Raw genomic sequence first — 21254 nt, 5'->3', positions numbered from 1 at the left:
GTCTAGAGAGCGGGAAGGGCGCCGACGTGCTCGCGGTCGGAGACCACGCGGTCGGTGAGGTCGAAGGGGCGGGGAAAGCCGAGGTACGTCGCCGCGAGCACCGCCGCGTCGCGGTCTCCCGGCACCGTGGGGACGAAGACCGGTGCGGTGCCGAGCTCGGTATCGAGGCCGAGCCGTGCCTGGCCGACCACGAACAGCTCGTGGTAGCGGCGCAGCGCGAACGCCGTGTGCGCGGGCTTCGCGATGTCGACGATCCGCTGCACCATCGCGGTGTCGTCGTCGGAGAGGTCGGTCGGGACGAGCACGTCGAAGCGGTGCGCGCTGCGCCGCACCCGGGTCATCGGGTCGGGGTCGGGCTGGGTCGGTGGGGCGCCGTACGCCGCCCCACCGGTGTCGCGGGTGAGGAAGCGCTCGACGATGCGCACGCCGCCGGCCCCGCCGCCGCAGAACACCCCGTCGTCGACGGTCGGGTCGAGGTAGACCTTCAGCGTCGCGACCAGTCCCCGGACCGTGCCGCGGATCCGGTAGAAGCGGTCGACGTGGCGGATCAGGAAGCGCCGCCGATCCTCGTCCCACAGCGGGTCCAGGGCCAGGCCGAACCAGGCCGCCAGCCAGGGCAGGTCGCCGGCGAGGGCGGTCCGGGCGTCGAGCAGCAGGTGGGTGTGCTCGATCCTCTCCTCGAGCGCGGTGTACATGCCCTCGAAATTCGCGAGGAAGCGCTCCAGGAAGCGGTCGGGTCCGTCGCTCTCGACGTACACCGCCGGCAGGTAGTGCTCGGGGTAGGAGAACCGCGGGAACCACGCACGCAGCGCCCGCACCAGCGGCGTGGCTCGGCCGTTGCCGACCAGGGTGAGCTCGAGCTGCAGGTAGCGGCCGGTCACGCGCTGCAGCAGCAGCTCGTGGGTCCCCATCCCGTCGGGCAGCGGCTGCGGGTCGCGGACGTCGCCGCGCCGGTCGGCCCACGGGTCGGCCCACGGCAGCTCGGGTCCGTCGCCGCGCAGGTACGGCGTGGGCTGGTCGACCCACTCCTCGAGGGTGAGCAGCGCGGGGTCGTCGCCGGCCCGCGCCCGGATCGCGATCGAGGTGCCGGTGGGGACGTGCGCGTCGAGCAGGACCCGGTGCCACACCGTGCCCGGGACGACGGCGTCGAGGGTGTCGCCGACCAGGCCCAGGCCGGCGCCGAAGTCGGTGGCCGTGGTGAGGGTCGCGGTGGTGGCGAAGCGGCACTCGCCGAAGACGGCGAGCGGGATCCAGCGCGTGCTGCTCGGAACAGCACCCGTGGCGGCGACGTCGAAGTCGTAGAACACCTGGCCCCCCGCACGGACCAGCGCGCGGGTGGCCCACTCGCGCAGCGGCAGGTAGTCGTCGCGCGCCCGCACCTCCCCGGTGGCCGGGTCGAGGCTGAAGCCCACCACCTGGTTGCCCTCGGCGTCGGCGAGGTACAGGCAGGGCGGGTCGAGCAGGCCGCCCTCCTCGGCGTACGCCATGTCGTGGGCGAGCAGCGAGCAGCGGAACGGCACGCCGGCGGGGTCGGCCGGGTCGACGACCTCCACGACGTCGCGCAGCGGCCGCTGCCAGCGCAGCACGGCACCGTCGTAGCAGGAGAGCGTGGACCAGCCCTTCGCCGGGTCGGCGTCCAGCACGAGGGTGCTGCCGCCAGGCCCGGGCTCGATGCTGACCGGGTGGACCGGTGCGCCGTCGGCGTCGACCAGGACGTACGCCGTGGGCCGGGCGGGTGCCGTGACCTGCACCGGGTCGCCACCGCCCACCGGGCCGAAGCCGATCGCCGTGGCCGGCTGGGTCCCGCGCAGCCGCAGGTGCTCGTCGAGCCGCCACCAGGTGCCGTGGTCGCGGTCGAGGACGAGGGCGCCGCCGTCGGCGGTGTCGGCCAGGTCCCACGGGGTGAACGGCAGGTCGCTGGGCCACGGCATCCGCAGCGGTGCCCCACCGGCCTGCAAGTCGAACACCAGCAGCCCGCTCTCGGCGGGCGAGAGGTAGCCGGCCAGCAGGTAGTGGTGGGTCGTGACGCACAGCCCCTGCAGCACCAGGTCCGACGGCGGGCAGGTGCAGGCGCTGCCGAACGCCCCGGGGCCGGTGGTGCCGCAGGTGCAGGACTCCTGCAGGGCGTCCACCGACCACCAGGGCGCCGAGCGGCGCTGCCCGACCGGCAGCCAGCAGATGCCGCGCCGGTCGGCCGAGATCCAGAACCAGCTGCCGTAGCCGTCGCGTCCGGCGCCGCGACGCGCTGCGGGGTCGAGGGGGTCGTTGCGGCCGGCCCGGCGGAACAGCGGCGTCTCCCGGGTGAGTCGCAGGACGCGGCGGTCGGCGTCGTGCTCCCACGGGGTGCTGGTCGCGCTCGAGCCGTGCGCGGCCAGGTCGGCCCACAGGTCGGCGAGGGTGCGGCCGGCGCTCGGGCCGGGGGTGGTGTCGGTGCAGCGTCCCCAGTCGCCGACGTCGGCGAGGAGGTGGTACCTCGATCCCTGGACGTCCATGGCGGCCTCAGCAGGTGTCCGGGACGACGGGGACGGGGACGGTCGTGGTGGCGACGCCCTGGCTGCCCGCGATCAGGCTCGCCGGGTCGACGGCCGGGGGCGGGCCGCAGAAGGCGGTCGCCGCAGGCAGCTCCAGGCCGGTGATGCTCAGGCTGTCGACGGGTGACCGCACGGTGCCGGACTCGTCGATCGTGGCGAGGAGCACGGAGTCGACGTACCGCACGCCGGGGACGCGCGTCGCGACCGCCTCGATGTCCTGGCTGCGCACGTCCACGCCGAGCGGCCAGCCGGTGCCCGTGGCCGGATCGGGTACGCCGAGCAGGCCGTCGGCCTGCGCGGAGGTGGGCAGCCCGCCGTGCAACGGCGACAGGAACGTCTCGACCGCGTCGGTGACGGCCTGCTCCACGATCGAGGGGACCTGGCCGGGCAGCGTCACGATCGCGATGGAGACGAACAGCTGGCGGTAGATCGGACCGCGGACGTGCAGCTCGGTGGTGACGAGCCGTCGTGGCGCGAGCCAGTCGCAGACGGCGTTGAGGAACTGGCGGTCCGGCGTCGGCGTCCGCGGGTGCACCGGGTCCGAGCGGGGGATCACCATCACGGTGACCATGCCCGGCCAGTCCTGCTGCGGACCGACCGCGTCGGGGTCGAACAGGGGCAGGACCTCGACCCGGCCCAGGTCGATCCCGGGGGTGCGCCGGGTGAGGTCGCGGAAGTCGTCGGCCGCGACGAGCCGGTCGCGGTGCCGCAGCCAGCGGGTGATCGCGGCCTCGCCGTCGGCGGTCGACTCGCCGCCGCTGCCGCCCCACGTCGGCAGCGGGTTGGTCACCGGGTAGCCGCTGGGCAGGGCGACCGACTTGTCGATGCCGCCGATCGCGACCTGGCCCTGGGTGCCGCCGCCGTACCAGTAGGACGCGCGGATCGCGGCGCCCCGCGGCGGGCGCAGCCCGTTCAGCCCGCTGCCGAACGTGATCCGGCCCGTCGCCGGGTCGAGCGCGTACGCCGGCTCCTCGCGGTCGGCCGCGAAGATGTCGTCGATCTCGTGCCACGGCTCCCAGGTGCCGTCGATCGCCTGCACCTCGACCAGCACGGTGCTGACGTCCGGAGCCCCGGGCAGCTCGCCGGTCACGACCGGCGCGTGCGCGAAGGAGCAGGTGTGGAACGGCGTACCGGGCGCCAGGCCGAGGGCCTCCTGGCGGACCGCGACGGCCTGCACGGCGCGGGTCGCGTTCACGCCGACCCAGGTGATCCGCCCGGTGGCCGTCGCGACCGGGGCCGAGGTCCCTGGGGTGGTGTCCCCGTCGTCGCAGCCGCACCCGCAGCCGCATCCGGCGAGCGAGAGGTCGGTGGTCGGCGACGCCTCGTCCGCCGGGTCGGTGGGTGCCGAGGTGGTGACGGGCGGGGATGCCGCCGCGTCGGCGGGTGACGGGTAGCGCAGCCGGATCCAGGTGACGATCCGGGCGGCCACGGCGGCGTCGTCGACCCGCGGCGGGAAGTCCCCGGTGCCCTCCTCCTCGGGGTCGTAGTCCCACAGCAGCAGCCGCGCGTAGTCGGGCAGCGTCACCTGGAGCAGGCCGGGCGCCTCGAGCACCGGCTCGGCGTACGTCAACGGCAGGCGGGCGTACTGCGCCGGCCCGGTGCCCAGCCCGGTCGCGGCCGTCGGGTCGGCCGGATCGGCCTGCGGGGCTGCGATCTCGACGACGAGCCCCGGATCGACGGTGCCGGTCGCGGTCGTCATCGGCGGCAGCACCTGGCCGGGCACCTGGGCCGCCGGGTAGACACCGATCGAGAGGCTCTGACCCGCCAGTGCCCGGCGTACGTCGGACGCGGCCGCGCCCTTCTGCCCGAGCAGGGCGATCCACAGCGACCGGTCGATGGTGCCGTGCTGCGCGTCGCCCAGGTCGACGACCGGGTCGGGGCGCCCGGCGGCCGGCGGGTCCAGCGACACCGGGCGGTAGTAGCTCAGGACGTCGGTGTCGCTGGTGAGGAAGGTCTGGTAGAGCAGCTGGTACTGCGCGAGCGTCGCCGCGTCGGGCCGCTGGGGCTGCTTGTAGTAGACGGCGGACTCGACGGGCAGGACCGCCAGCGGGTTGGCCGTCACGAACGGCACCTGGCCGGCCCGCAGCTGGGTGCCGGTCGGGACCGAGAGGGCGGGCGGCCCGAGCGGACCCTTGGTGTTGCCGATCGTGACCAGCCCGACGCCGGGTGACGGCGGTTGCAGCGCGATGCCCAGCATGGAGAGGAACTTCAGCCGGTTGGCCTCGGGGATCCGGTTGCTGCGGTAGAGCAGGTTCTCGGTGAGGAACGCGAACAGCTCGATGATCGTGACGCCGGGGTCGGACTCGTTGAGGTTGGTCCACTCCGGGGTGTGGACGCCGACCCGCGCGCGGACCTCGCGGACCAGCTGGTCGAAGGACCGGTCGTCGAGAGCCGGGATCTGGATGGTCACGGGGCCTCCTGGGCTCGCAGCGTCATCTGCAGGCTCTCGCGCAGGCCGGTCGCGACGAGGGTGTAGCTGATCGTCACGTCGACCGCGCGGACGTCGGTGGGGTTGAGGGCGGCGGTGACGTCGTCGAGCCGCACCCGCGGCTCCCACCGCCCGATCGCGGTCTGCACGTCGGCCGCGATGAGCCGCAGCGTCGCGACCGTGTTGGGCTCGTAGAGGTAGCGGTCCAGGCCGCAGCCGAAGGCCGGCAGCTCGACCCGCTCGCCGGGACGCGTCCGCAGGATGGTGCAGATGCACTCGCGGACGTTCAGCTCGCCCGCCGACCGGACGAGGGCGCCGTCCGGCCCGACCCGCGGCGGGAAGGAGATGCCCTGGCCGTACAGGGCGGCGGCGCTGATCGGGGACGCGGCGGCCGGGCCCGGGTTCGTGACCGTCACGGCGTCGGTCCCTTCGGCTGCTGGGCGGGCACCGGGATGGGCAGGCAGATCTTGAGGAAGGGCATCCAGAAGAAGCAGATGTTCAACAGGATCAAGAAGATGAACATGACGATGAACGCGACCAGGAAGATGATCTGCAGCGAGAACGAGCAGATGAACCCGAGAGCCAGGCCGGTGTCATCGGGGGTGTCGCCCTTGAGCACGTCGGGTGTCAGCCCGTTGAGGATCTTCTGCAGGGCGGGCGGCGTCTCGATGGCGACACCGCGGTTGAACTTCCGCATGTTCGTGATGTCCGGCATCTGCAGCAGGATCCGGCGTGCCGGCGCGTCCGGGTCGAGGGCCCGCGCGAGCTCGAAGGGATGCGTCGCCGTGCTCAGCACGGGCACGCACGGGTCGTGGCGGTACACCACCCGGATCACGTACGTCGGCCCCTTGCCCGGCGTGAACGGTGCTCCCGCGTCCTCGCGGATCATCCCGTCCAGCTCGGGTGGGATCGGCACCGGCCGGCCGCCGGCCGCGATCGCGGCCCGGGCCGCGCTCATGAACGAGCCCGTGTAGCCGGTCACCGACGCGAGGTTCGCGACCTGGCTGAGGTCGTAGTCGTCCGGCGCGGCGATGTCGTCGCCGGTGAGCAGGGCGGCGTACGGCACGGTGTCGGCGACCGCCTGGTCCAGGCGGACGTCGCTCCCGCCCTTCTGCACCTCGGTGGCGTGCAGCAGGTCGGCGAAGGCCTGGTCGGCGGAGCCGGACGGGAGCGTGGTGCCGTGGACGACGTGGTCGTACACGTCGGGCAGGTGCTGCTGCATCCAGTCGCCGAGGTCGAGCAGCGTGTAGAGCGACGGGTAGCGCACGTTCCCGGGTACGTCGACGGTGTCGCCGGCTGCGTCGTCGTGGCCCTTCAGCCCGCCCCAGGTCAGCAGCACGCGCTGGTAGAGCCAGTCCACGCGGGGGTCGGTGACCGTCGTGAGCGGCGGCGGGTTCGCGACGAGGTCGGCGATCCGGCCGGCCGGGTCGTCCATCGCCTTGGCCATGGTCTCGCGCTGCGCGACCGGGACGTACCCGAACCACACGGTGCGACCGCTCCCGGTCGCCGCGTCGAGGCCCAGGCCTGCGGTGGTGGTGCCGGGCTCGGCGTACGGCGCGACCGGGGCGGGGTGCATCGGGTGCACCTGCTCGCCGTCGGCGAGCGCGCCGCCGGCCGGGCTGACCCAGGTGCCGCCGCCCTCGCCGGGAACGAAGGCCTGCTCCGCCCCGTCCTCGAGGCGGCGCATCACGAAGCCCACCGACTCCTTCGCACGGACGTCGACGGTGTGGTCCGGGATGCCGGGGCGGCGGCAGACCAGCGAGGCGGTGACCAGGTAGTAGCGCTGGCTGAGTGGCTGGAACAGCCGGTACGCACCGGTGGGGGTGCCGTCGACGGTGATGGCGGGGACCATCGTGGCGAGGTCGGCGGGGGAGGCGCCGCCCGCTCCGGCGAGCGTGCCCGTGAAGACGTCGACGAACCGGTCGGTGGTGAGCTCGGCGATGAAGGGGGCGGCCAGCCCGGCCGCGCCCGGGCCCACGTCGAGGCCGTCCCACAGCGGTGCGGGGGCCAGCCACTGGGTGACCTCGCGCCGGCCGAGTGGCGCGATCCCGGTGCGGGCGACGGGGAGGGTCAGTGTCGTCATCGGGTCACCACACGTTCCCCGCGCCCGGCGTGTAGGACGAGGAGACGACCGCCGTGCTGATCGTGGTGTTGTTCTGGACGACGCCGGAGAACGTCCACATCGCCGAGTTGACCGTCCCCGAGCCGTTGTTGAACTCGATCGTCGGGGCGTTCACGGTCAGCTTCGAGGCGGCGGTGATCGTCATGCCGTCCGGCGCGAGCTCGACGGAGTTGCCGTTGGAGTCCTCCAGGGTCACCGTCGCTCCGGCGTCCTGCAGGGTCAGCTGGTGGCCGCCCGGAGTGGAGATGGTGAGGGCGACGGCGCCGTCGGTGTCGTCGAGGACGATCTCGATGTCCTTGCGCGACACGATCGCCTTGACGTTGTTGTCGCTGTCCATCGACTTCGGCGGGCTGTCCTTCCCATTCCACAGCGCGCCGACGACGTAGGGATGGTCGACGTCGCCGTACGCGAACGCGACGAGCACCTCGTCGTCCTTGTCCGGCACGAACCAGCTTCCCCGGTTGCCGCCGCCCATCAGCGTGGACAGCCGCGCCCATGCCTCGTAAGTGCTGCCGCCGATCCAGGGCAGCTTCACCTTGACCCGGCCCTGCCCGTCGGGGTCCTGGTTGTCGGACACGGTCGCCGGGTAGACGCCGTACCAGGCCTGGTGGAAGGGGTCATTGACCGGCTGGACGCGCTCGTGGGTCTGGGTCATGACGCGCTCCCGATGCCGGCCCGCTCCAGGTCGAAGTCGGTCGTATAGCCGGCGACCAGGTTGAACCGGTGCCGCACCCGCACCGCGCGGTACTCCCCGTTGAAGAGCCCGCCGACGCCGGCCACCGTGACCCGGGTGCCGACCCGCAGCGCCGGCGTGCCCGCGGTCGATCCCTGGGCGGTGACGAACCGCCGCGCCCGGTCCAGGTACGCCGCCCTGGCCCGCGCCTGCGCATCGTCGGTCGCCAGCGGACCCGCGACGGCGACGTACTCGTGGCGCTCGGAGAAGGCCGCGGCCAGGGTCGCGCTCCCGCTGGTGTCGCCGGACGCGAGGTCGGAGCCGAGGGCGTCGGCGTCCCCGGTCTCGTCGATGCCCGACTTGTCCGCCACCGACCACCCGGTCACGTGCACGTCGGTGACCTGGTGCGCGAGATCGGCGCGGGCCGAGAAGGAGGTCAGGTCGCCGCCGTAGGTGAGCGTCACCGAGCCGGCGTCGCGGTCCGACCGGCGCTGCACGTGCAGGGTCGTGTCGTCGACCCAGACCTCCGCGCCGTCGGCGTACGCGAGCTGCCGGAGGAACGCGAGGTCGCTGAGGTTGACCTGGTTCACGACCGTCCGGTTCGGGCCGTCCAGGTCGACCTGCGGTGTGAGCGAGTGGTCGGAGGCGATGCGCTGGGCGATGTCGCTGGTGGAGGAGTCGTCGAAGGTCCGGGTCTGCCGCTTCATCCGCAGGTCCCACAGGGCGTCCTCGGCGCAGAACGCGAGCGAGGCCGCCTGTGAGGGCGGGTAGTCGGCCTGCAGCGCGGAGATCGTGCCACGGAACAGGGGCGTGGTCGCGTCCGTGCCGAAGCCCACGGTGATCGGCTTGCCGAAGTCGATGTCGGAGCGGTCCAGGTGCTTGTAGCCGGTGCTTGTGCCGTTCGCGCCCCAGGCGATCATCCGGGCCTCGAGAGAGCAGAGGCCGGCGATGTGCTCCTCGACGCTGAGCTCGAGCAGGTCGCGCATCAGGTCGGACGCGAGGTCGCCGGCGAGCCGCACCTCGGGGGTCGAGACGTACGACGACGTGGGCATCAGTCGGCCCTCAACCGGTCGCTGCGGCAGGCGGCGGCGCGAGCCCAGGCCCGCATCTGCTCGGTGACGTCGGCCGCCGGTGCGGGGGCTCCGGGTGCCGACGTCGGCGTGGCCGGCTCGGTGGCGGGGGCACTGATGACCTCGACCTGGTCGATCTGGACGGGCATGGGTCCTCACCTCACGTCGATCTGGGCTCGGGCGTCGATCACGGTGCCGGGCGGCAGCAGGCGCGGATTGTCGATGCCGTTGGCGGCGGCGACGGTCTTCCACGACCCGCTGGTGCGGGCGGCCAGGGACTGCACGGTGTCGCCGGACTGGGTGAGGGTGAGGGGCGTCGTACCGACACCGGCCGTGGCGCCGATCGAGACCCCGGCGGAGATGCCCGCGGACGCACCCGCGGAGATCCCCGCGGAGGCGCCCACCGAGACGCCCGCGGACACCCCGGCCGAGATCCCGGCCGAGGCGCCGAAAGACGCCGAGGCGCCCACCGACGCGCCGATCCCGGCGCCGGCGCCGGCGCCGGCGGAGCCGCCCGAGCCCGCGTCCGGATCGGACTTCTTGACCTCGGTCAGCGACACGTGCAGCTCGGCGCGCAGCGGCACCCCGTCCTCGGAGAAGAAGTCGATCGTCTGCGAGAGTGAGGTGATCGTGCCGTAGAACAGGAACGTCCCCCACGACAGCCGCACCACCTTGCGAGCGGGCGCCTGGTCGCCCAGCGGCGCGGGCTGGGTGAGGGACACGATCGGGTCGGTCTTGGCCTGGACCGTGGTGCCGTCGGTGGACGTGTCGAAGAGCAGCTCCAGCGACAGGCTGGTGGACTGGCTGGTCTGCTGGGCCGGCGACTCGTTGTAGGTGCCCGACGCGGTCGCCGACGAGCCCTGCGTGGGGCCGGTGGGGGAGTAGGTCAACGCCAGGCTCTTGGGGTCGAAGTCGACCACGAGGTCGACGCCGCCGGACGCCGCCTGGTCGTTGTCGAGATCCCACTCGGTCAGCTGCGCGGTGCCCATCAGAAGCCACCGCCGACCGAGACGCCCGCGGAGAGCCCGGCAGACACGCCGGCGGAGGCAGACACCCCGGCGGAGAACCCGGCCGAGAAACCGATCGAGATCCCCGCGCCGCTGCCCGGCGCGGCCACGACGAGCTGCTCGTAGACCAGCCCGAGCTCCTCGACGGCCACCAGGCCGTTCTGGGCGTTGAGGGCGGGCGCCCGCATCCGGACCGGCAGGCAGCCGACGAGGGAGTACTGGATCGCGGGCGTCCCGTCCGCGGCCCACAGCGTGATCTCGCCGCTCGCCGTCAGCACCGACCCGGGGACGGTGCCCCGCGCGAACCAGTCCCACAGCTGGAGGTTGCCGGTCACGCCCCGCTTGAGGGTGAGCTGGCCGTTGGTGACCGGGCCGATCAGGTGGATCTGCCGGTCGTTGACGCCGCCCGACTCCACCACCTTGGGCGCCATCGTCACCTCGAGGCCGTCGCACTCCGCGAAGGCCGCGTCGCACAGCGGGCTGTCCAGCCCGGGGGTGGGCTCGTCGAGGTCGAGGACCACCTCGAAGCGGAAGGTGGTGAGCGGTACGTCGGAGATCGCCACGACTCAGCCCTCCAGCACTTCGAGCAGGCCCGCGCCGGTGCGGACGAGCGTGACCGTGATGAACTCGATCGGGCTGGTCGGCGCCACCTGGAGCACCACCACCAACCGGCCCTCGGCCTGGTCCTCGGCGGTGTTGATCCCCCCGTCGGTCAGCACCCGGAAGCCGTGCAGGGCGCCGCGGTCGACGAGGGCGGCGAGGATCCGGTCGAAGCGCATCCGCACGAGCTGGCGGAACCGGTCGTCGTTGACCTCGAAGGTGTAGCGGGCACCCAGCTCGAGGCAGATCTTGCGCAGCAGGATCAGCAGCCGGCGTACCGACACCTGGAGCTGGTCGCGGTTGCCGGTCAGGGTGTGCGCGGACAACGCCGTGAAGGCGCCCGGACGGTGCACGAGCAGGTTCGCGTGCGCGTCGAAGAGCCGGGTCTGCTCGGCGGTGTCGAGGTCGGCCGTCAGCCGCACCACCCCCTGCAGCGGTACGCCGGCGGGCGCGATCCACGCCCCGCGCGCGAGCTCGCGGGCGGCGATCATGCCGGCCACGGCCCCGTCCGGTGGCACGTCGCGCAGCAGCGACTGCGTCGTGGACGTCGACGTCGCCACCGACACCCACGGGTGCCAGAAGCCCGCGTAGGACAGCGGCCCGACGCCGCCGAACGTGTCGCTGACGCGGGGGTCCTGGGCGATCCGGGTCTGCCACGCCAGCACCGCGGCGGTGTCGTAGTGGCGCGGCACCGACAGCAGCGCGACCTGGTCGGCGCGGCCCGCGGCCATCGTGACGAGGGCCGCCTGGACGTCGACCAGCGCCGTCTCGTCGTACGTCGCGACCGGGTCGAGCGCCGGAAGCCCGTCGACCGGGGTGGGCGTCACGACCGGCGCAGGAGGCGGAGTGGCCGTGGCGTCCCCGCAGCAGTGGAAGTGGGTCCAGTCCGGCGGCGTGCCCGGGTCGGCGGGCGGAGTCGGGTCGCCCGTCGGCTGCGGCAGCGGCGTCCAGGAGCGCAGCGTCGCGTCGGGGGCGGCAATGAGCGACACCTCGTCGACCGGGGCGAGCGCGTGCATACCGGTGAGCTGGGTCGGCGCGGCCGAGAGGAACGCCAGCTGCTCGACGTGGGTCGCCAGGCTGAACACCGTGTCCTGGGCGAGCCGAGGGTCGACGAAGCGGGTCAGGTCCAGGGCGCCCAGGTCGTCGTCGCCGGCCTGCAGCAGCAGGAAGCCGTCCTCGGGTGCGGGCACGACCAGTCCGGTGGCGAGCAGCCCCATCGTCGGGCCGGACTGGCGCAGCTCCGTGGAGCGGGCGGCGTCGGGCTGGGTGTTGCCGAGCGGCTGGAGGGCGTCGTACCAGGCGGTGCGGGTGGCGGCGCTCGCGCCGGTGGCCGGGGCGCCGTACGCGACCTCGACGAGGCGCTCGAGCAGGACCGACTCGGTGGACGTGTGGCGGCGCGAGACGAGGTCGAAGCGCAGCACCTGGACCCGGGCCAGCGGCAGGCCCGCGGGCAGCACGGCACCCGGGGCCGGGGTGTCGGGGTTCCCGCCGGACGCTGGGGTGAACGGCAGGTCCACGTCGGTGCGCACGGTCGAGGTCACGGGGTCGAGCGCGCTGATCCGCGCGAACAGCGCGACCGGACCGGCCACGGGATCGAGGCGGAGCAGGTCGCCCACCTGCAGGGCCGTGGTCTGCCCGGCTGCGAGCGCGAGCGTCCCGGGCGCGCCCGGCGCGGCCGGGACGTACGGCGCCACCGAGCGGACGTGGCGCACGACCTGCTCCGCCTCGACCTCCGTGCCGGCCGACCAGGAGCCCGGCCAGGCCGACTCGACCACGACCGCGTGGGTCGTGGTGCTGCCGGGGACCCACAGCCGCAGCCCGCCCACCCGCCAGCGGGCCGCCCGGGCACCCGCCCCGGCCACCCGGACGACGTGGCAGCGCCGGCCGCCGTTGTCGAAGAAGGCGCGTACCGCGGTGGGGAGCTGGGCGTAGATCGGAGCGCCCGCGGCGTCGGTGTCCTGGGCGAGCGCGAGGTCGCCGCCGAACACCGCGGCGTACTGCGTGGGGTCCTCGACCGGGACGGCGAGGTCGAGCGGGCCCTTCTGCGCGAAGCCCACGAAGCCGGCCACGTCCAGGCGGACCGGCTGGTCCACCTGCGGCAGGGCAGGGTCGCAGGCGACTCCGGGGAGACGTCCCCGGAAGGTCAGCGGCGACAGCGTCGTGGGCATCGGTGTGGGGTCCTCGGGTCCGTCACTCGATGGTGAGGTCCTCCACCGAGAGGACGAGCTCCTCGATGGCGACGTCGGTGCCGGTCTTGGCGTTGAAGGACGGCATCGTGTAGCGGATCGGCCGGCCGTTGCTGAGCTTCCAGGTCATCACCGGTCCGGCGTGGGCCTCGTCCTGGAGGCTGACGGTGACCGTGCGCAGCACGGAGCGGTCGCCCTCGCGGACCGCCTTGATCCACTCGTAGAGGTCGGTCGCGCCGATCAGGCCGCGCTTGAACGTGACGTCGCCGACCTTGTAGACGCCGTTGACCTTGACGACGTGGTTGGCCGGCGAGTTGCCGGCCCGGTAGTCGGCCGACGCGACCTCGATGTTCATGCCGCTCACCTCCTGGAAGCCGCCGCGCACCGAGGTCGTGTCGCCGGTCTGGAAGTTCACCAGGAAGTTGAAGCTGCCGTAGGGGGTGTCGCGCTGGGTTGCCATGGGTTCTCTCTCCTCGGGCGTGGTCCGGGCGCGCTCAGGCGCTCGCGGTGGCGGTCGTCTGGCTGATCCGGAAGATCACGAACTCGGCCGGGTGGGCGGCGGCGATGCCGACCCGGCAGATCAGCCGGCCCTCGGCGAGGTCGTCGGCCGTCATCGTGGTGGGGCCGCACTCGACGAAGAAGCCCTGCTCGGGCTTGCTGCCGAGCAGCGCGCCCGATCGCCACTCGCTGGTCAGGAACCCCTCGATCGTGTGCCGCACGGAGTCCCACAGCGTCGGCCCGTTGATCTCGAAGACCACCCATTGGGTGCCCTCGTCGATCGACTTCTCGACGTAGTTGAAGTAGCGCCGGATGTTGAGGTGCTTCCACTCGGGGTCCTCCGAGATGGTCCGCGCGCCCCACACGGTGAAGCCGGGGCCGGGGAAGAAGCGCACGCAGTTGACGCCCTGCGGGTTGAGCAGCTCCTGCTGTGCCTTGTTGACCTTGATCTCGACGTCCAGCGCCGAGCGGACGGGCTCGTTCGCGGGCGCCTTGATCACCCCGCGCCGGTCGTCGCTGCGCGCCCAGATCCCCGTCATGTACGCCGCCGGCGGGACCAGCACGCGTTCGTCGGTGATCGGGTGGCCCACCACCAGCCAGGGGTAGTAGAGCGCGGTGTGCGAGGAGGACATCAGGTTGCGGAAGTCCAGAGCGCCGGTCGGGAGCAGCCCGGCGGGGGTGTCGACAGCCGCGGTCAGGTAGGACCGGTTCTCGCAGTAGGACACGATCGTCGCGTTGACCGCCTGCGCCGCCTGCTGGACCTGGGTGGCGCTGGTCAACCCCCACCCGCTGGCGGCGCCCGGTGCGACGACGGTGGAGATGTCGTCGATGGGGTCGAAGGCCAGCAGGCCGTTGAAGACGCGGTCGGTCGCGTTCGGGTTCTGCGTGTCTGATGCCTGGTAGTCGCCGATCGCGGGGACGCCCTGGTACTCCGACTCCCCGGGGGCGTTCCCGTCGGTGCCGCCGGCGAGGGTGATCACGACCTGCCGGCTCTCGACCGCGGCGGCCGCCGTGGTGGCGGTCCGCAGCACGGCGTCGCCGAGGATCTGCGTCGGCACCGCGACCGCGAGCTTGTCCGGGTCGGTCGGCAGCCCGGTGCCCGGTTCGAGGGCGATCGGCACGGTGAGGGCCTGCGCCCGCGACGGCGGGTTGGCGGTGAGCACCGTCGTGATGCCGGTGCCGACCGCGCGCGGGTCGAAGCCGAAGACGCCGACCGCGGTCGGCGGCCCGAACGTGGCCAGGCCCTGTCCGTTGAGGGTCGGCACCTGCACCGAGACCAGCACCGAGATCGGCAGGACCGGGATGCCGGCCGCGAGCGTGGTCAGGTCCAGCGGGTTCGCGGTCTGGCCGGTGAGCTGGATCGTGTCGGTGGCCGGGTCGTGCACGGCGACGTACACCTTGCCGGGGTCGCCCTCGGTGGTCGTGTTCGGGATCCAGACGCAGTCGTGGGGTCGCAGCCGGGTGAGCGAGCGGGTGGCGCCCGTGGTGACCAGCACGTTGTTGCCGACCTGGAGCGTGAAGGTCACCTTGAGCCGGCCGGCCGCGCCGGGGAAGCGGGCCCAGGCGGCGTACTTCGAGGCGTTGGGGAGCCCGATCGTGGCGTGGTCCGCCTTGTAGCCCGCGCCGGTGTAGCCGAAGACCCGGCTGACGTAGAGGCTGTGCCCGCCCTCGTCGAAGAACCCCTTGACCCCGAGCGCCATGTGGTTGGTGACCGGTCCGTTGTCGGCGAGGTCGAGGTCCACGGCGTCGCCGTAGATCCGCACGAAATCGACGTACGACGTCAGCAGCTCGGGCTCGCCGCTGGTCGGGCCGAACCGGGTCGGTCCCACGAACGCGGCGGTCGTGGTGCTCACCGACTGGATCGTGCGCGGGCCGGGGATCTCCTCGACGTACACGCCGGGAGCTAGGTACTGGGGCATGGCGGTGTCTCCTCCACATCGGGTGGGGCTGCGGGACGGGTGCGGGTTCCGGGCTGGGGGTTCATGGCGTCACCGCGCGGAGGGCGAGGACGAGCGGGATGCCGTAGGGCAACGTGACGGTGAGGCTGGGATGGGTGCCGGCATCGACGAGCTGGGCCGGCGGCTGAGCGGTGATGGAGCCGAGCTCGGGCGGGGCGGCCGGCCCGCCGACGCTGACGACGCCGGGGGAGAAGACGAGGGTCGTCGGCTTCGAGCGGACGCTGACCGTGACCGGCCAGCTGAGCGCCCCGAGCCCCGGTCCGGCGGGCGGGCTCGTGAGCGCCGGGAGCGCCTCGGGGTGCGGGAACGGCAGCAGGAAGCGGCCCTGCGCGTCCGCCACCGTCTGGTACGCCGCCGCGCCGGTGTCGATGCGGACGAGGGCCCAGCCCAGCGGCGCGCCGGTCGTGTCGTGGTGCACCTCGCCACGGACCAGGGCGTGGCCCGAGGCGGTGGTCCGGCCCGGCGAGGAGGACAGCGGCAGCGCGACCGGTGCGGCGACGGGGACGCCGACCGCGATCGATGCGGGCAGGTACCGGCCCGCGGTGTCCTGCACCAGGACGCAGACCGGAGTGGGTGGCGCGGCCGGCCAGCCCACCGGCGTGCCGGCCGGGAGCTGGACGTGGGTCTGGGCCCAGGTCCGCGGCAGGGCGCCGAACCCGAGCAGCCCCGACAACGGGGACCGGCGGGCCGTCCGCCGCCCGGCCGGGTCGGTGCGCAGCCAGGCGCTCGCGACCAGGCCGTCGGTGACGGCAGCCCCGGTGACCCCGTCGGTGCAGGCGATCGCGAGCGGCGCTCGGTAGCCGATCCGCTCGACGAGCTCGACGGGGGTGGAGGTCACGGCACCAACACCCCCAGGTCGAGGTCGCGCTCGAGGACCGGCGCGCCGCTCGGCTCCACCAGCTCCGACTCGACGCGCAGCACCCGCGCGACGTACGCCGCCGAGAGCTGCAGGCTGCTCGGCAGCACCTGCCAGAGGTGGAAGACCTCCTCGTTGGACAGCTCGATCGGGCTCAGCTCGACGGTCTCGTCGTGCCCGAAGACCCCCGGCGTGGTCGCGTTGAGGAATCCGCTCGCGAGCACCGGGCTGTCGGCGACTGCGCGCATCGACCACCCGAGCAGCGCGTGCTCGGTCGAAGCGTCCTTCGCCCACGCGGTGAGCAGCAGCGCGATCCGCAGCGGCAGCGGTCGCCTGTGCTGGGGCAGCGCGGGCGGCAGCGTGCGCTGCACGCTGTCGACGCCCACCTGGTAGACGAACACCGAGACGCCGGTCGCCATGGGGGAGGCGAAGTCCTTGCCGTGGTAGACCGCGAACTGCGGGTCGATGCCGGGCAGCAGCGTCGGGTGCCAGGACTGCTCAAGGAGTCGCACGACCGCGCCGGCGGTCGCGCCGATGGCCTGGTGGTTGGCCATGCTCCCTCCTCCGGGTGTGCGGATGAGGGGATCCTTCGCCGGGTCCGTGAGCCGCCCGTCACGTCCGGTGCGGGCCAGCCGTCACCGATCCGTCACAGCTCGCTGAACGCGAGGTCGCGCCGCAGGATCCACGCGGCGGCCCGGTGGCCCGACATCAGGGCGGCGATCCACGCGCCGTCCTGCTCGACCTCGCGCATGCCCCCAGTCAATAGGGTGGGGCCATGCCCGCGCTGAAGGACGTCGTCGACCTGGTCCACGGGTGGTACCCGCCCGCCACGGCGGAGTCGTGGGACGCCGTCGGTCTCGTGTACGGCGATCCCGAGCAGCCGGTCAAGAAGGTGCTGTTCGCCGTCGACCCCACGCCCGAGGTCGCCCAGGAGGCCGCGGACTGGAAGGCCGACCTCCTCGTCGTGCACCACCCGCTGTTCCTCAAGCCGGTGCACGGCTTCGCCGCCACCACGCCGAAGGGCCGCACGCTCGCGACGCTCGCCGCCGCGGGCTGCGCGCTGCTCACCGCGCACACCAACGCCGACCAGGCCGTCGGGGGAGTCTCCGAGGCACTCGCGCTGACGCTCGGGCTCACCGACCTGCGGCCGATCATCACGACCCCGGCCGAGCCGATGGACAAGCTCACCGTGTTCGTCCCGACCGACGCCGCGGCCCCGGTCCGGGCGGCGATGGGCGACGCGGGGGCAGGCCGCGTGGGTGACTACGACTACGCGTCGTACACCTCGGCGGTGGGGCAGGGACGCTTCCGACCGCTCGAGGGCGCCTCGCCGATGGTCGGCACCGTCGGCGAGCTGGAGACGGTGGACGAGGTCCGGATCGAGGTGGCCCTGGCCCGGCACCTGCGGCCCGCCGTGGTCCGCGCCATGCTGGCGGCGCATCCCTACGAGGAGCCGGCGTACGACGTGGTCGAGCTGGCCGATCCCGGCATCGTGATCACCGGCACCGGCCGGGTCGGCACCGTCGAGGCCACGACCCTGCAGGCCTTCGCCGAGCACGTCGCCGCGGTGCTCCCGCCGACCGCGCACGGGGTGCGGGTGGCCGGCGACCCGGAGCGCACCGTCAAGCGGGTCGCGGTGTGCGGCGGAGCAGGCGACTTCCTGCTCGACCGGATGGCGAGCAGCGACGTGGACGTCTACCTGACCAGCGACCTGCGGCACCACCCGGCCGCCGAATTCGTCGAGAAGAACGGCCCGGCGCTGGTCGACGTGGCGCACTGGGCGGCCGAGTCGACCTGGCTGCCCGTGGTCGCCGCGCGCCTCGCCGAGGCACTCGGGGACGCGGTGGACACCCGGGTGAGCGACGTGACGACCGATCCCTGGACAATGAGGCTATGAAGGCCGAGCCCAGCGCGCAGCTGACCCTGTTGGACCTGCAGGCGATCGACTCCGAGGTCGCCAAGCTGCGGCACCAGCTGGCCCACCCCGCCGAGGCGGCCGAGCTCGCCGAGCTGGCCAAGCGCCGGGCCGAGACCGACGGCTGGGTGCGCGACCAGCAGATCGTCGTCGACGACCTGGCCGCCGCCCAGGCCAAGGCCGACGCCGACGTCGAGCAGGTCAAGGCGCGCCGCAAGCGCGACCAGGACCGCATCGACGCCGGCCAGATCGCCAACCCCAAGGACCTCGAGCGGATGCAGCACGAGCTCGCCACCCTGGAGCGGCGGATCACCGTGCTCGAGGACGAGGAGATCGAGGTGATGGAGGAGCTCGAGACCGCGCAGACCGGGCTCGCCGCGCTCCGTGCCGACCTCGCCGAGATCGACGAGAGGGCGGGCGTGCTGATGGCCGCCCGCGACGAGCGTGCCGCCGGCCTGCGTGAGCAGCTCGCCGAGGTCGAGGCGAGGCGTGCGCCGGTCGTCGCCGGCGTACCGGCCGACCTGCTGGCGCTCTACGAGAAGATCCGCGAGACCCGGGGCGGCGTCGGTGCCGCGCTGCTCCGCGCACGGCAGTGCGGCGGCTGCATGATCGCCCTCGACCCGCGCACGATCGGCGCGATCCGCGGCAAGGACGAGGACGAGGTCGTGCGCTGCGAGGAGTGCTCGCGGATCCTGGTCCGGACGGCCGAGTCCGGGCTGTGACCGAGAAGGTCGTCGTCGAGGCCGACGGCGGCTCGCGGGGCAACCCCGGGCCCGCGGCGTACGGCGCGGTCCTCCGCGACGCCGAGACCGGCGCCGTCATCGCCGAGGACGGCACGACGATCGGCGTGGCCACCAACAACGTGGCCGAGTACTCCGGCCTGATCGCGGGCCTGCGGCTCGCGGCGGAGCTCGCGCCCGGGGCGTCGGTCGAGGTCCGGATGGACTCCAAGCTCGTCGTCGAGCAGATGTCCGGCCGCTGGCAGGTCAAGCACGCGTCGATGAAGCCGTTGGTGGCCGAGGCGACGGCGCTGGCGCCGGCGGGGACGACGTACACCTGGGTGCCGCGGGCGGAGAACGCGCACGCCGACCGGCTCGCCAACGAGGCCCTCGACGGCCTGCGCTCGGGGGTCACGATCGCGGCGGCCGACGAGTCGCTGGTCGAGGAGCTCGAGAGCCCGGCGACCGTGCTGGCCGAGCCCACCACGCTCATCCTGCTGCGCCACGGCGTCACGCCGCACACGACCGGGCGCCGGTTCTCCGGCGGCCTGGGCGGCGACAACCCCGCGCTCTCCGAGGAGGGGCAGGGGCAGGTCGCCGAGGCCGCGACCTGGCTGCAGGTCCTCGGCGAGAGGATCGCCGCCGTGGTCGCCTCGCCGGTACGCCGCACCCGCGAGTCGGCCGACATCGTCGCGGCCGTGCTGGGTCTCGACGTCGTCGAGGAGCCGGGCTTCGCGGAGATGGAGTTCGGCGCCTGGGACGGCCTGACCTTCGCCGAGGTCGTCGAGCGGGACAAGCCGGGCTTCGACCGCTGGCTGAGCGACCTCTCCGTCGCCCCTCCCGGCGGCGAGAGCTTCCGGACCGTCGAGGCACGGGTCCTGGCGGCGCTGGAGCGGCTGCTGACGACGTACGCCGGGAAGACGGTGCTGGTCGTCTCCCACGTGACCCCGATCAAGACGCTCGTCGCCCACGCCATGGGCGCCGACCTGTCGGCGGTCTTCGCCATGGAGCTGTCGCCGGCGTCGGTGTCGGTGCTGTCCTTCTACCCGGACTCCACCGCTGCGCTGGGTCGCCGGGGATCGCTGCGGCTGTTCAACGCGATCGCGCCGGGGTCGCGCACCCTGGTCGACAACGGGCGTTGGTAGTCTCCCCGACCGTGACTGAGCGCACCCTGGTCCTCATCAAGCCCGACGCCGTCCGACGCGGCCTGCTGGGCACCGTCCTGTCCCGGTTCGAGGCCAAGGGCCTGCGCATCGTCGCCCTGGAGCAGCGCACCATCGACGCCGCCCAGGCCGACGCGCACTACCACGAGCACGTCGAGCGCGACTTCTACCCGCCGCTGCGCGACTTCGTGACCAGCGGCCCGCTCGTCGCGCTGGTCCTCGAGGGCGACGAGGCGATCTCGGTGGTGCGCATCCTCAACGGCGCCACCGACGGCCGGCAGGCTGCCCCGGGCACGATCCGCGGCGACTTCTCGCTGTCCAACCGCGAGAACCTGGTCCACGGCTCGGACTCCGCGGAGTCGGCGGCCCGGGAGATCGCGCTCTGGTTCCCGAACCTTTGATCGGCGTGCCTCACCAGTAACACTGGTCGACTTTCCTACCCTCGACAACGTGGGCCCACTCGGGCTCCGTGACGTGCGTGGAGGGTGGCGTGGGGCTGAACTCGATCATCGGTCGGGACATGGCCGTCGACCTGGGCACTGCCAACACGCTCGTCTACGTGCGTGGGCGGGGCGTCCTGCTCGACGAACCGAGCGTCGTGGCGCTCAACGACACGACGGGTGAGGTCATCGCCGTCGGTCACGAGGCCAAGCAGATGCTGGGGCGTACGCCGGACAACATCCTCGCGCTCCGCCCGCTCAAGGACGGCGTGATCGCCGACTTCGAGGCGACCGAGCAGATGCTGCGGCACTTCATCGCCCGGGTCCACAAGCGGCGCTACTTCGCCAAGCCGCGCATGGTCATCTGCGTGCCCAGCTCGATCACCCCGGTCGAGCAGCGCGCGGTCAAGGAGGCCGGCTACCAGGCCGGCGCCCGCCGGGTGTACGTCGTCGAGGAGCCCATGGCCGCCGCCATCGGCGCCGGGCTGCCGGTCCACGAGCCCACCGGCAACATGATCGTCGACGTCGGCGGCGGCACCACCGAGATCGCGGTGATCTCGCTGGGCGGCATCGTCACCTCCCTCTCCATCCGCACCGCGGGCGACGACCTCGACGCCGCGATCATCAGCTGGATGAAGAAGGAGCACGGGCTGATGCTCGGCGACCGCACCGCCGAGCAGGTCAAGATCAGCCTCGGCTCCGCGTTCCCGCGGCCCGGCGAGCCCGAGGGCGAGATCCGCGGCCGCGACATGGTCAGCGGCCTGCCCCGCACCGTGACGGTCACGACCGCCGACGTACGTCATGCGCTGGAGGAGCCCCTCAACGCCATGGTCGACGCCGTGCGCGTCACCCTCGACCAGACCCCGCCGGAGCTGGCCGGCGACATCATGGACCGCGGCATCGTCCTGACGGGCGGTGGCGCGCTGCTCCGCGGCCTCGACGAGCTGATCCGGCACGAGACCGGCATGCCGGTCCACGTCGCGCAGGACCCGCTCGTCTCCGTCGTCTTCGGCGCGGGTCGCTGCGTCGAGCAGTTCGAGGCGCTCCAGCAGGTCCTCGTCACCAACCCGCGGCGGTTCTGAGCAGCC

At 73.2% G+C, this 21254-nt stretch carries 19 protein-coding genes; 5 read left to right on the top strand and 14 right to left on the bottom strand.

All coding sequences use genetic code 11. The features are described from left to right. Positions 1-2: 2 nt before the first annotated feature. The 14 genes from ACYVAQ_RS19150 to ACYVAQ_RS19085 form a co-directional block, all read right to left on the bottom strand. Positions 3-2492, bottom strand: a complete 2490-nt coding sequence (locus ACYVAQ_RS19150) for a phage tail protein (RefSeq protein ID WP_460792077.1) — start codon at positions 2490-2492, stop codon at positions 3-5. Positions 2493-2499: 7 nt separating this feature from the next. Then, positions 2500-4941: a putative baseplate assembly protein gene (locus tag ACYVAQ_RS19145; protein WP_460792076.1), complete on the bottom strand. Its 2442-nt coding sequence runs from the start codon at positions 4939-4941 to the stop codon at positions 2500-2502. Then, entirely contained in the window at positions 4938-5375 is a 438-nt protein-coding gene (locus tag ACYVAQ_RS19140; protein ID WP_460792075.1) for a GPW/gp25 family protein, read from the bottom strand. Before ACYVAQ_RS19140 ends, ACYVAQ_RS19145 begins: the two co-directional genes overlap by 4 nt. Continuing rightward, a complete protein-coding gene (locus ACYVAQ_RS19135) occupies positions 5372-7042 on the bottom strand; it encodes a hypothetical protein (protein ID WP_460792074.1) in 1671 nt (556 codons plus the stop codon). Before ACYVAQ_RS19135 ends, ACYVAQ_RS19140 begins: the two co-directional genes overlap by 4 nt. 4 nt (positions 7043-7046) lie before the next feature. Then, positions 7047-7736 carry a phage baseplate assembly protein V gene (locus ACYVAQ_RS19130; RefSeq protein WP_460792073.1) on the bottom strand — a complete coding sequence of 230 codons (690 nt, stop codon included), beginning with the start codon at positions 7734-7736 and terminating at the stop codon, positions 7047-7049. Continuing rightward, entirely contained in the window at positions 7733-8806 is a 1074-nt protein-coding gene (locus ACYVAQ_RS19125) for a phage late control D family protein (protein WP_460792072.1), read from the bottom strand. The genes ACYVAQ_RS19130 and ACYVAQ_RS19125 overlap by 4 nt, the downstream gene beginning before the upstream one ends. Further along, a complete protein-coding gene (locus ACYVAQ_RS19120) occupies positions 8806-8973 on the bottom strand; it encodes a hypothetical protein (protein ID WP_460792071.1) in 168 nt (55 codons plus the stop codon). Before ACYVAQ_RS19120 ends, ACYVAQ_RS19125 begins: the two co-directional genes overlap by 1 nt. Before the next feature lie 6 nt (positions 8974-8979). Then, the gene (locus tag ACYVAQ_RS19115; RefSeq protein WP_460792070.1) at positions 8980-9813 is read right to left on the bottom strand and encodes a CIS tube protein; all 834 of its coding nucleotides are present in this window, start codon (positions 9811-9813) and stop codon (positions 8980-8982) included. Further along, positions 9813-10394: a phage tail protein gene (locus ACYVAQ_RS19110; RefSeq protein ID WP_460792068.1), complete on the bottom strand. Its 582-nt coding sequence runs from the start codon at positions 10392-10394 to the stop codon at positions 9813-9815. The genes ACYVAQ_RS19115 and ACYVAQ_RS19110 overlap by 1 nt, the downstream gene beginning before the upstream one ends. Positions 10395-10397: 3 nt before the next feature. After that, positions 10398-12599: a phage tail sheath C-terminal domain-containing protein gene (locus tag ACYVAQ_RS19105; protein ID WP_460792067.1), complete on the bottom strand. Its 2202-nt coding sequence runs from the start codon at positions 12597-12599 to the stop codon at positions 10398-10400. Between the two features lie 22 nt (positions 12600-12621). Beyond that, complete coding sequence (locus tag ACYVAQ_RS19100) at positions 12622-13077, bottom strand: phage tail protein (protein ID WP_460792066.1); 456 nt, start codon at positions 13075-13077, stop codon at positions 12622-12624. A gap of 34 nt (positions 13078-13111) precedes the next feature. Further along, positions 13112-15034, bottom strand: a complete 1923-nt coding sequence (locus tag ACYVAQ_RS19095) for a phage tail sheath family protein (RefSeq protein ID WP_460792065.1) — start codon at positions 15032-15034, stop codon at positions 13112-13114. Positions 15035-15095: 61 nt separating this feature from the next. Beyond that, positions 15096-15911, bottom strand: coding sequence for a hypothetical protein (locus tag ACYVAQ_RS19090; RefSeq protein ID WP_460792064.1), 816 nt, complete (start codon positions 15909-15911; stop codon positions 15096-15098). After that, positions 15908-16483, bottom strand: a complete 576-nt coding sequence (locus tag ACYVAQ_RS19085; RefSeq protein WP_460792062.1) for a Pvc16 family protein — start codon at positions 16481-16483, stop codon at positions 15908-15910. The genes ACYVAQ_RS19090 and ACYVAQ_RS19085 overlap by 4 nt, the downstream gene beginning before the upstream one ends. 221 nt (positions 16484-16704) lie before the next feature. Between ACYVAQ_RS19085 and ACYVAQ_RS19080 the strand changes: the two genes are divergently transcribed. From ACYVAQ_RS19080 to ACYVAQ_RS19060, 5 genes are all read left to right on the top strand, one after another. Then, on the top strand, positions 16705-17826 hold the full coding sequence (locus tag ACYVAQ_RS19080) for a Nif3-like dinuclear metal center hexameric protein (protein WP_460792061.1): 1122 nt from the start codon (positions 16705-16707) through the stop codon (positions 17824-17826). After that, positions 17823-18566 carry a zinc ribbon domain-containing protein gene (locus ACYVAQ_RS19075; RefSeq protein ID WP_460792059.1) on the top strand — a complete coding sequence of 248 codons (744 nt, stop codon included), beginning with the start codon at positions 17823-17825 and terminating at the stop codon, positions 18564-18566. Before ACYVAQ_RS19080 ends, ACYVAQ_RS19075 begins: the two co-directional genes overlap by 4 nt. Further along, entirely contained in the window at positions 18563-19708 is a 1146-nt protein-coding gene (locus tag ACYVAQ_RS19070) for a bifunctional RNase H/acid phosphatase (RefSeq protein ID WP_460792058.1), read from the top strand. Before ACYVAQ_RS19075 ends, ACYVAQ_RS19070 begins: the two co-directional genes overlap by 4 nt. 11 nt (positions 19709-19719) lie before the next feature. Beyond that, positions 19720-20127, top strand: a complete 408-nt coding sequence (ndk, locus tag ACYVAQ_RS19065; protein ID WP_460792057.1) for a nucleoside-diphosphate kinase — start codon at positions 19720-19722, stop codon at positions 20125-20127. Between the two features lie 89 nt (positions 20128-20216). After that, a complete protein-coding gene (locus tag ACYVAQ_RS19060) occupies positions 20217-21248 on the top strand; it encodes a rod shape-determining protein (RefSeq protein WP_460792055.1) in 1032 nt (343 codons plus the stop codon). Positions 21249-21254 lie beyond the last annotated feature (6 nt).

The organism is Nocardioides maradonensis (genome assembly GCF_054777115.1).
This window is presented reverse-complemented; position numbering and strand designations above follow the sequence as displayed.

Bases quoted from the DNA above. Each gene is read 5' to 3' on its own strand.
- ACYVAQ_RS19120 (WP_460792071.1), bottom strand. From the start codon at position 8,973: ATGCCCGTCCAGATCGACCAGGTCGAGGTCATCAGTGCCCCCGCCACC.
- ACYVAQ_RS19150 (WP_460792077.1), bottom strand. From the start codon at position 2,492: ATGGACGTCCAGGGATCGAGGTACCACCTCCTCGCCGACGTCGGCGAC.
- ACYVAQ_RS19130 (WP_460792073.1), bottom strand. From the start codon at position 7,736: ATGACCCAGACCCACGAGCGCGTCCAGCCGGTCAATGACCCCTTCCAC.
- ACYVAQ_RS19085 (WP_460792062.1), bottom strand. From the start codon at position 16,483: ATGGCCAACCACCAGGCCATCGGCGCGACCGCCGGCGCGGTCGTGCGA.
- ACYVAQ_RS19100 (WP_460792066.1), bottom strand. From the start codon at position 13,077: ATGGCAACCCAGCGCGACACCCCCTACGGCAGCTTCAACTTCCTGGTG.
- ACYVAQ_RS19135 (WP_460792074.1), bottom strand. From the start codon at position 7,042: ATGACGACACTGACCCTCCCCGTCGCCCGCACCGGGATCGCGCCACTC.
- ACYVAQ_RS19075 (WP_460792059.1), top strand. From the start codon at position 17,823: ATGAAGGCCGAGCCCAGCGCGCAGCTGACCCTGTTGGACCTGCAGGCG.
- ACYVAQ_RS19080 (WP_460792061.1), top strand. From the start codon at position 16,705: ATGCCCGCGCTGAAGGACGTCGTCGACCTGGTCCACGGGTGGTACCCG.
- ACYVAQ_RS19125 (WP_460792072.1), bottom strand. From the start codon at position 8,806: ATGCCCACGTCGTCGTACGTCTCGACCCCCGAGGTGCGGCTCGCCGGC.
- ACYVAQ_RS19105 (WP_460792067.1), bottom strand. From the start codon at position 12,599: ATGCCCACGACGCTGTCGCCGCTGACCTTCCGGGGACGTCTCCCCGGA.
- ACYVAQ_RS19095 (WP_460792065.1), bottom strand. From the start codon at position 15,034: ATGCCCCAGTACCTAGCTCCCGGCGTGTACGTCGAGGAGATCCCCGGC.
- ACYVAQ_RS19115 (WP_460792070.1), bottom strand. From the start codon at position 9,813: ATGGGCACCGCGCAGCTGACCGAGTGGGATCTCGACAACGACCAGGCG.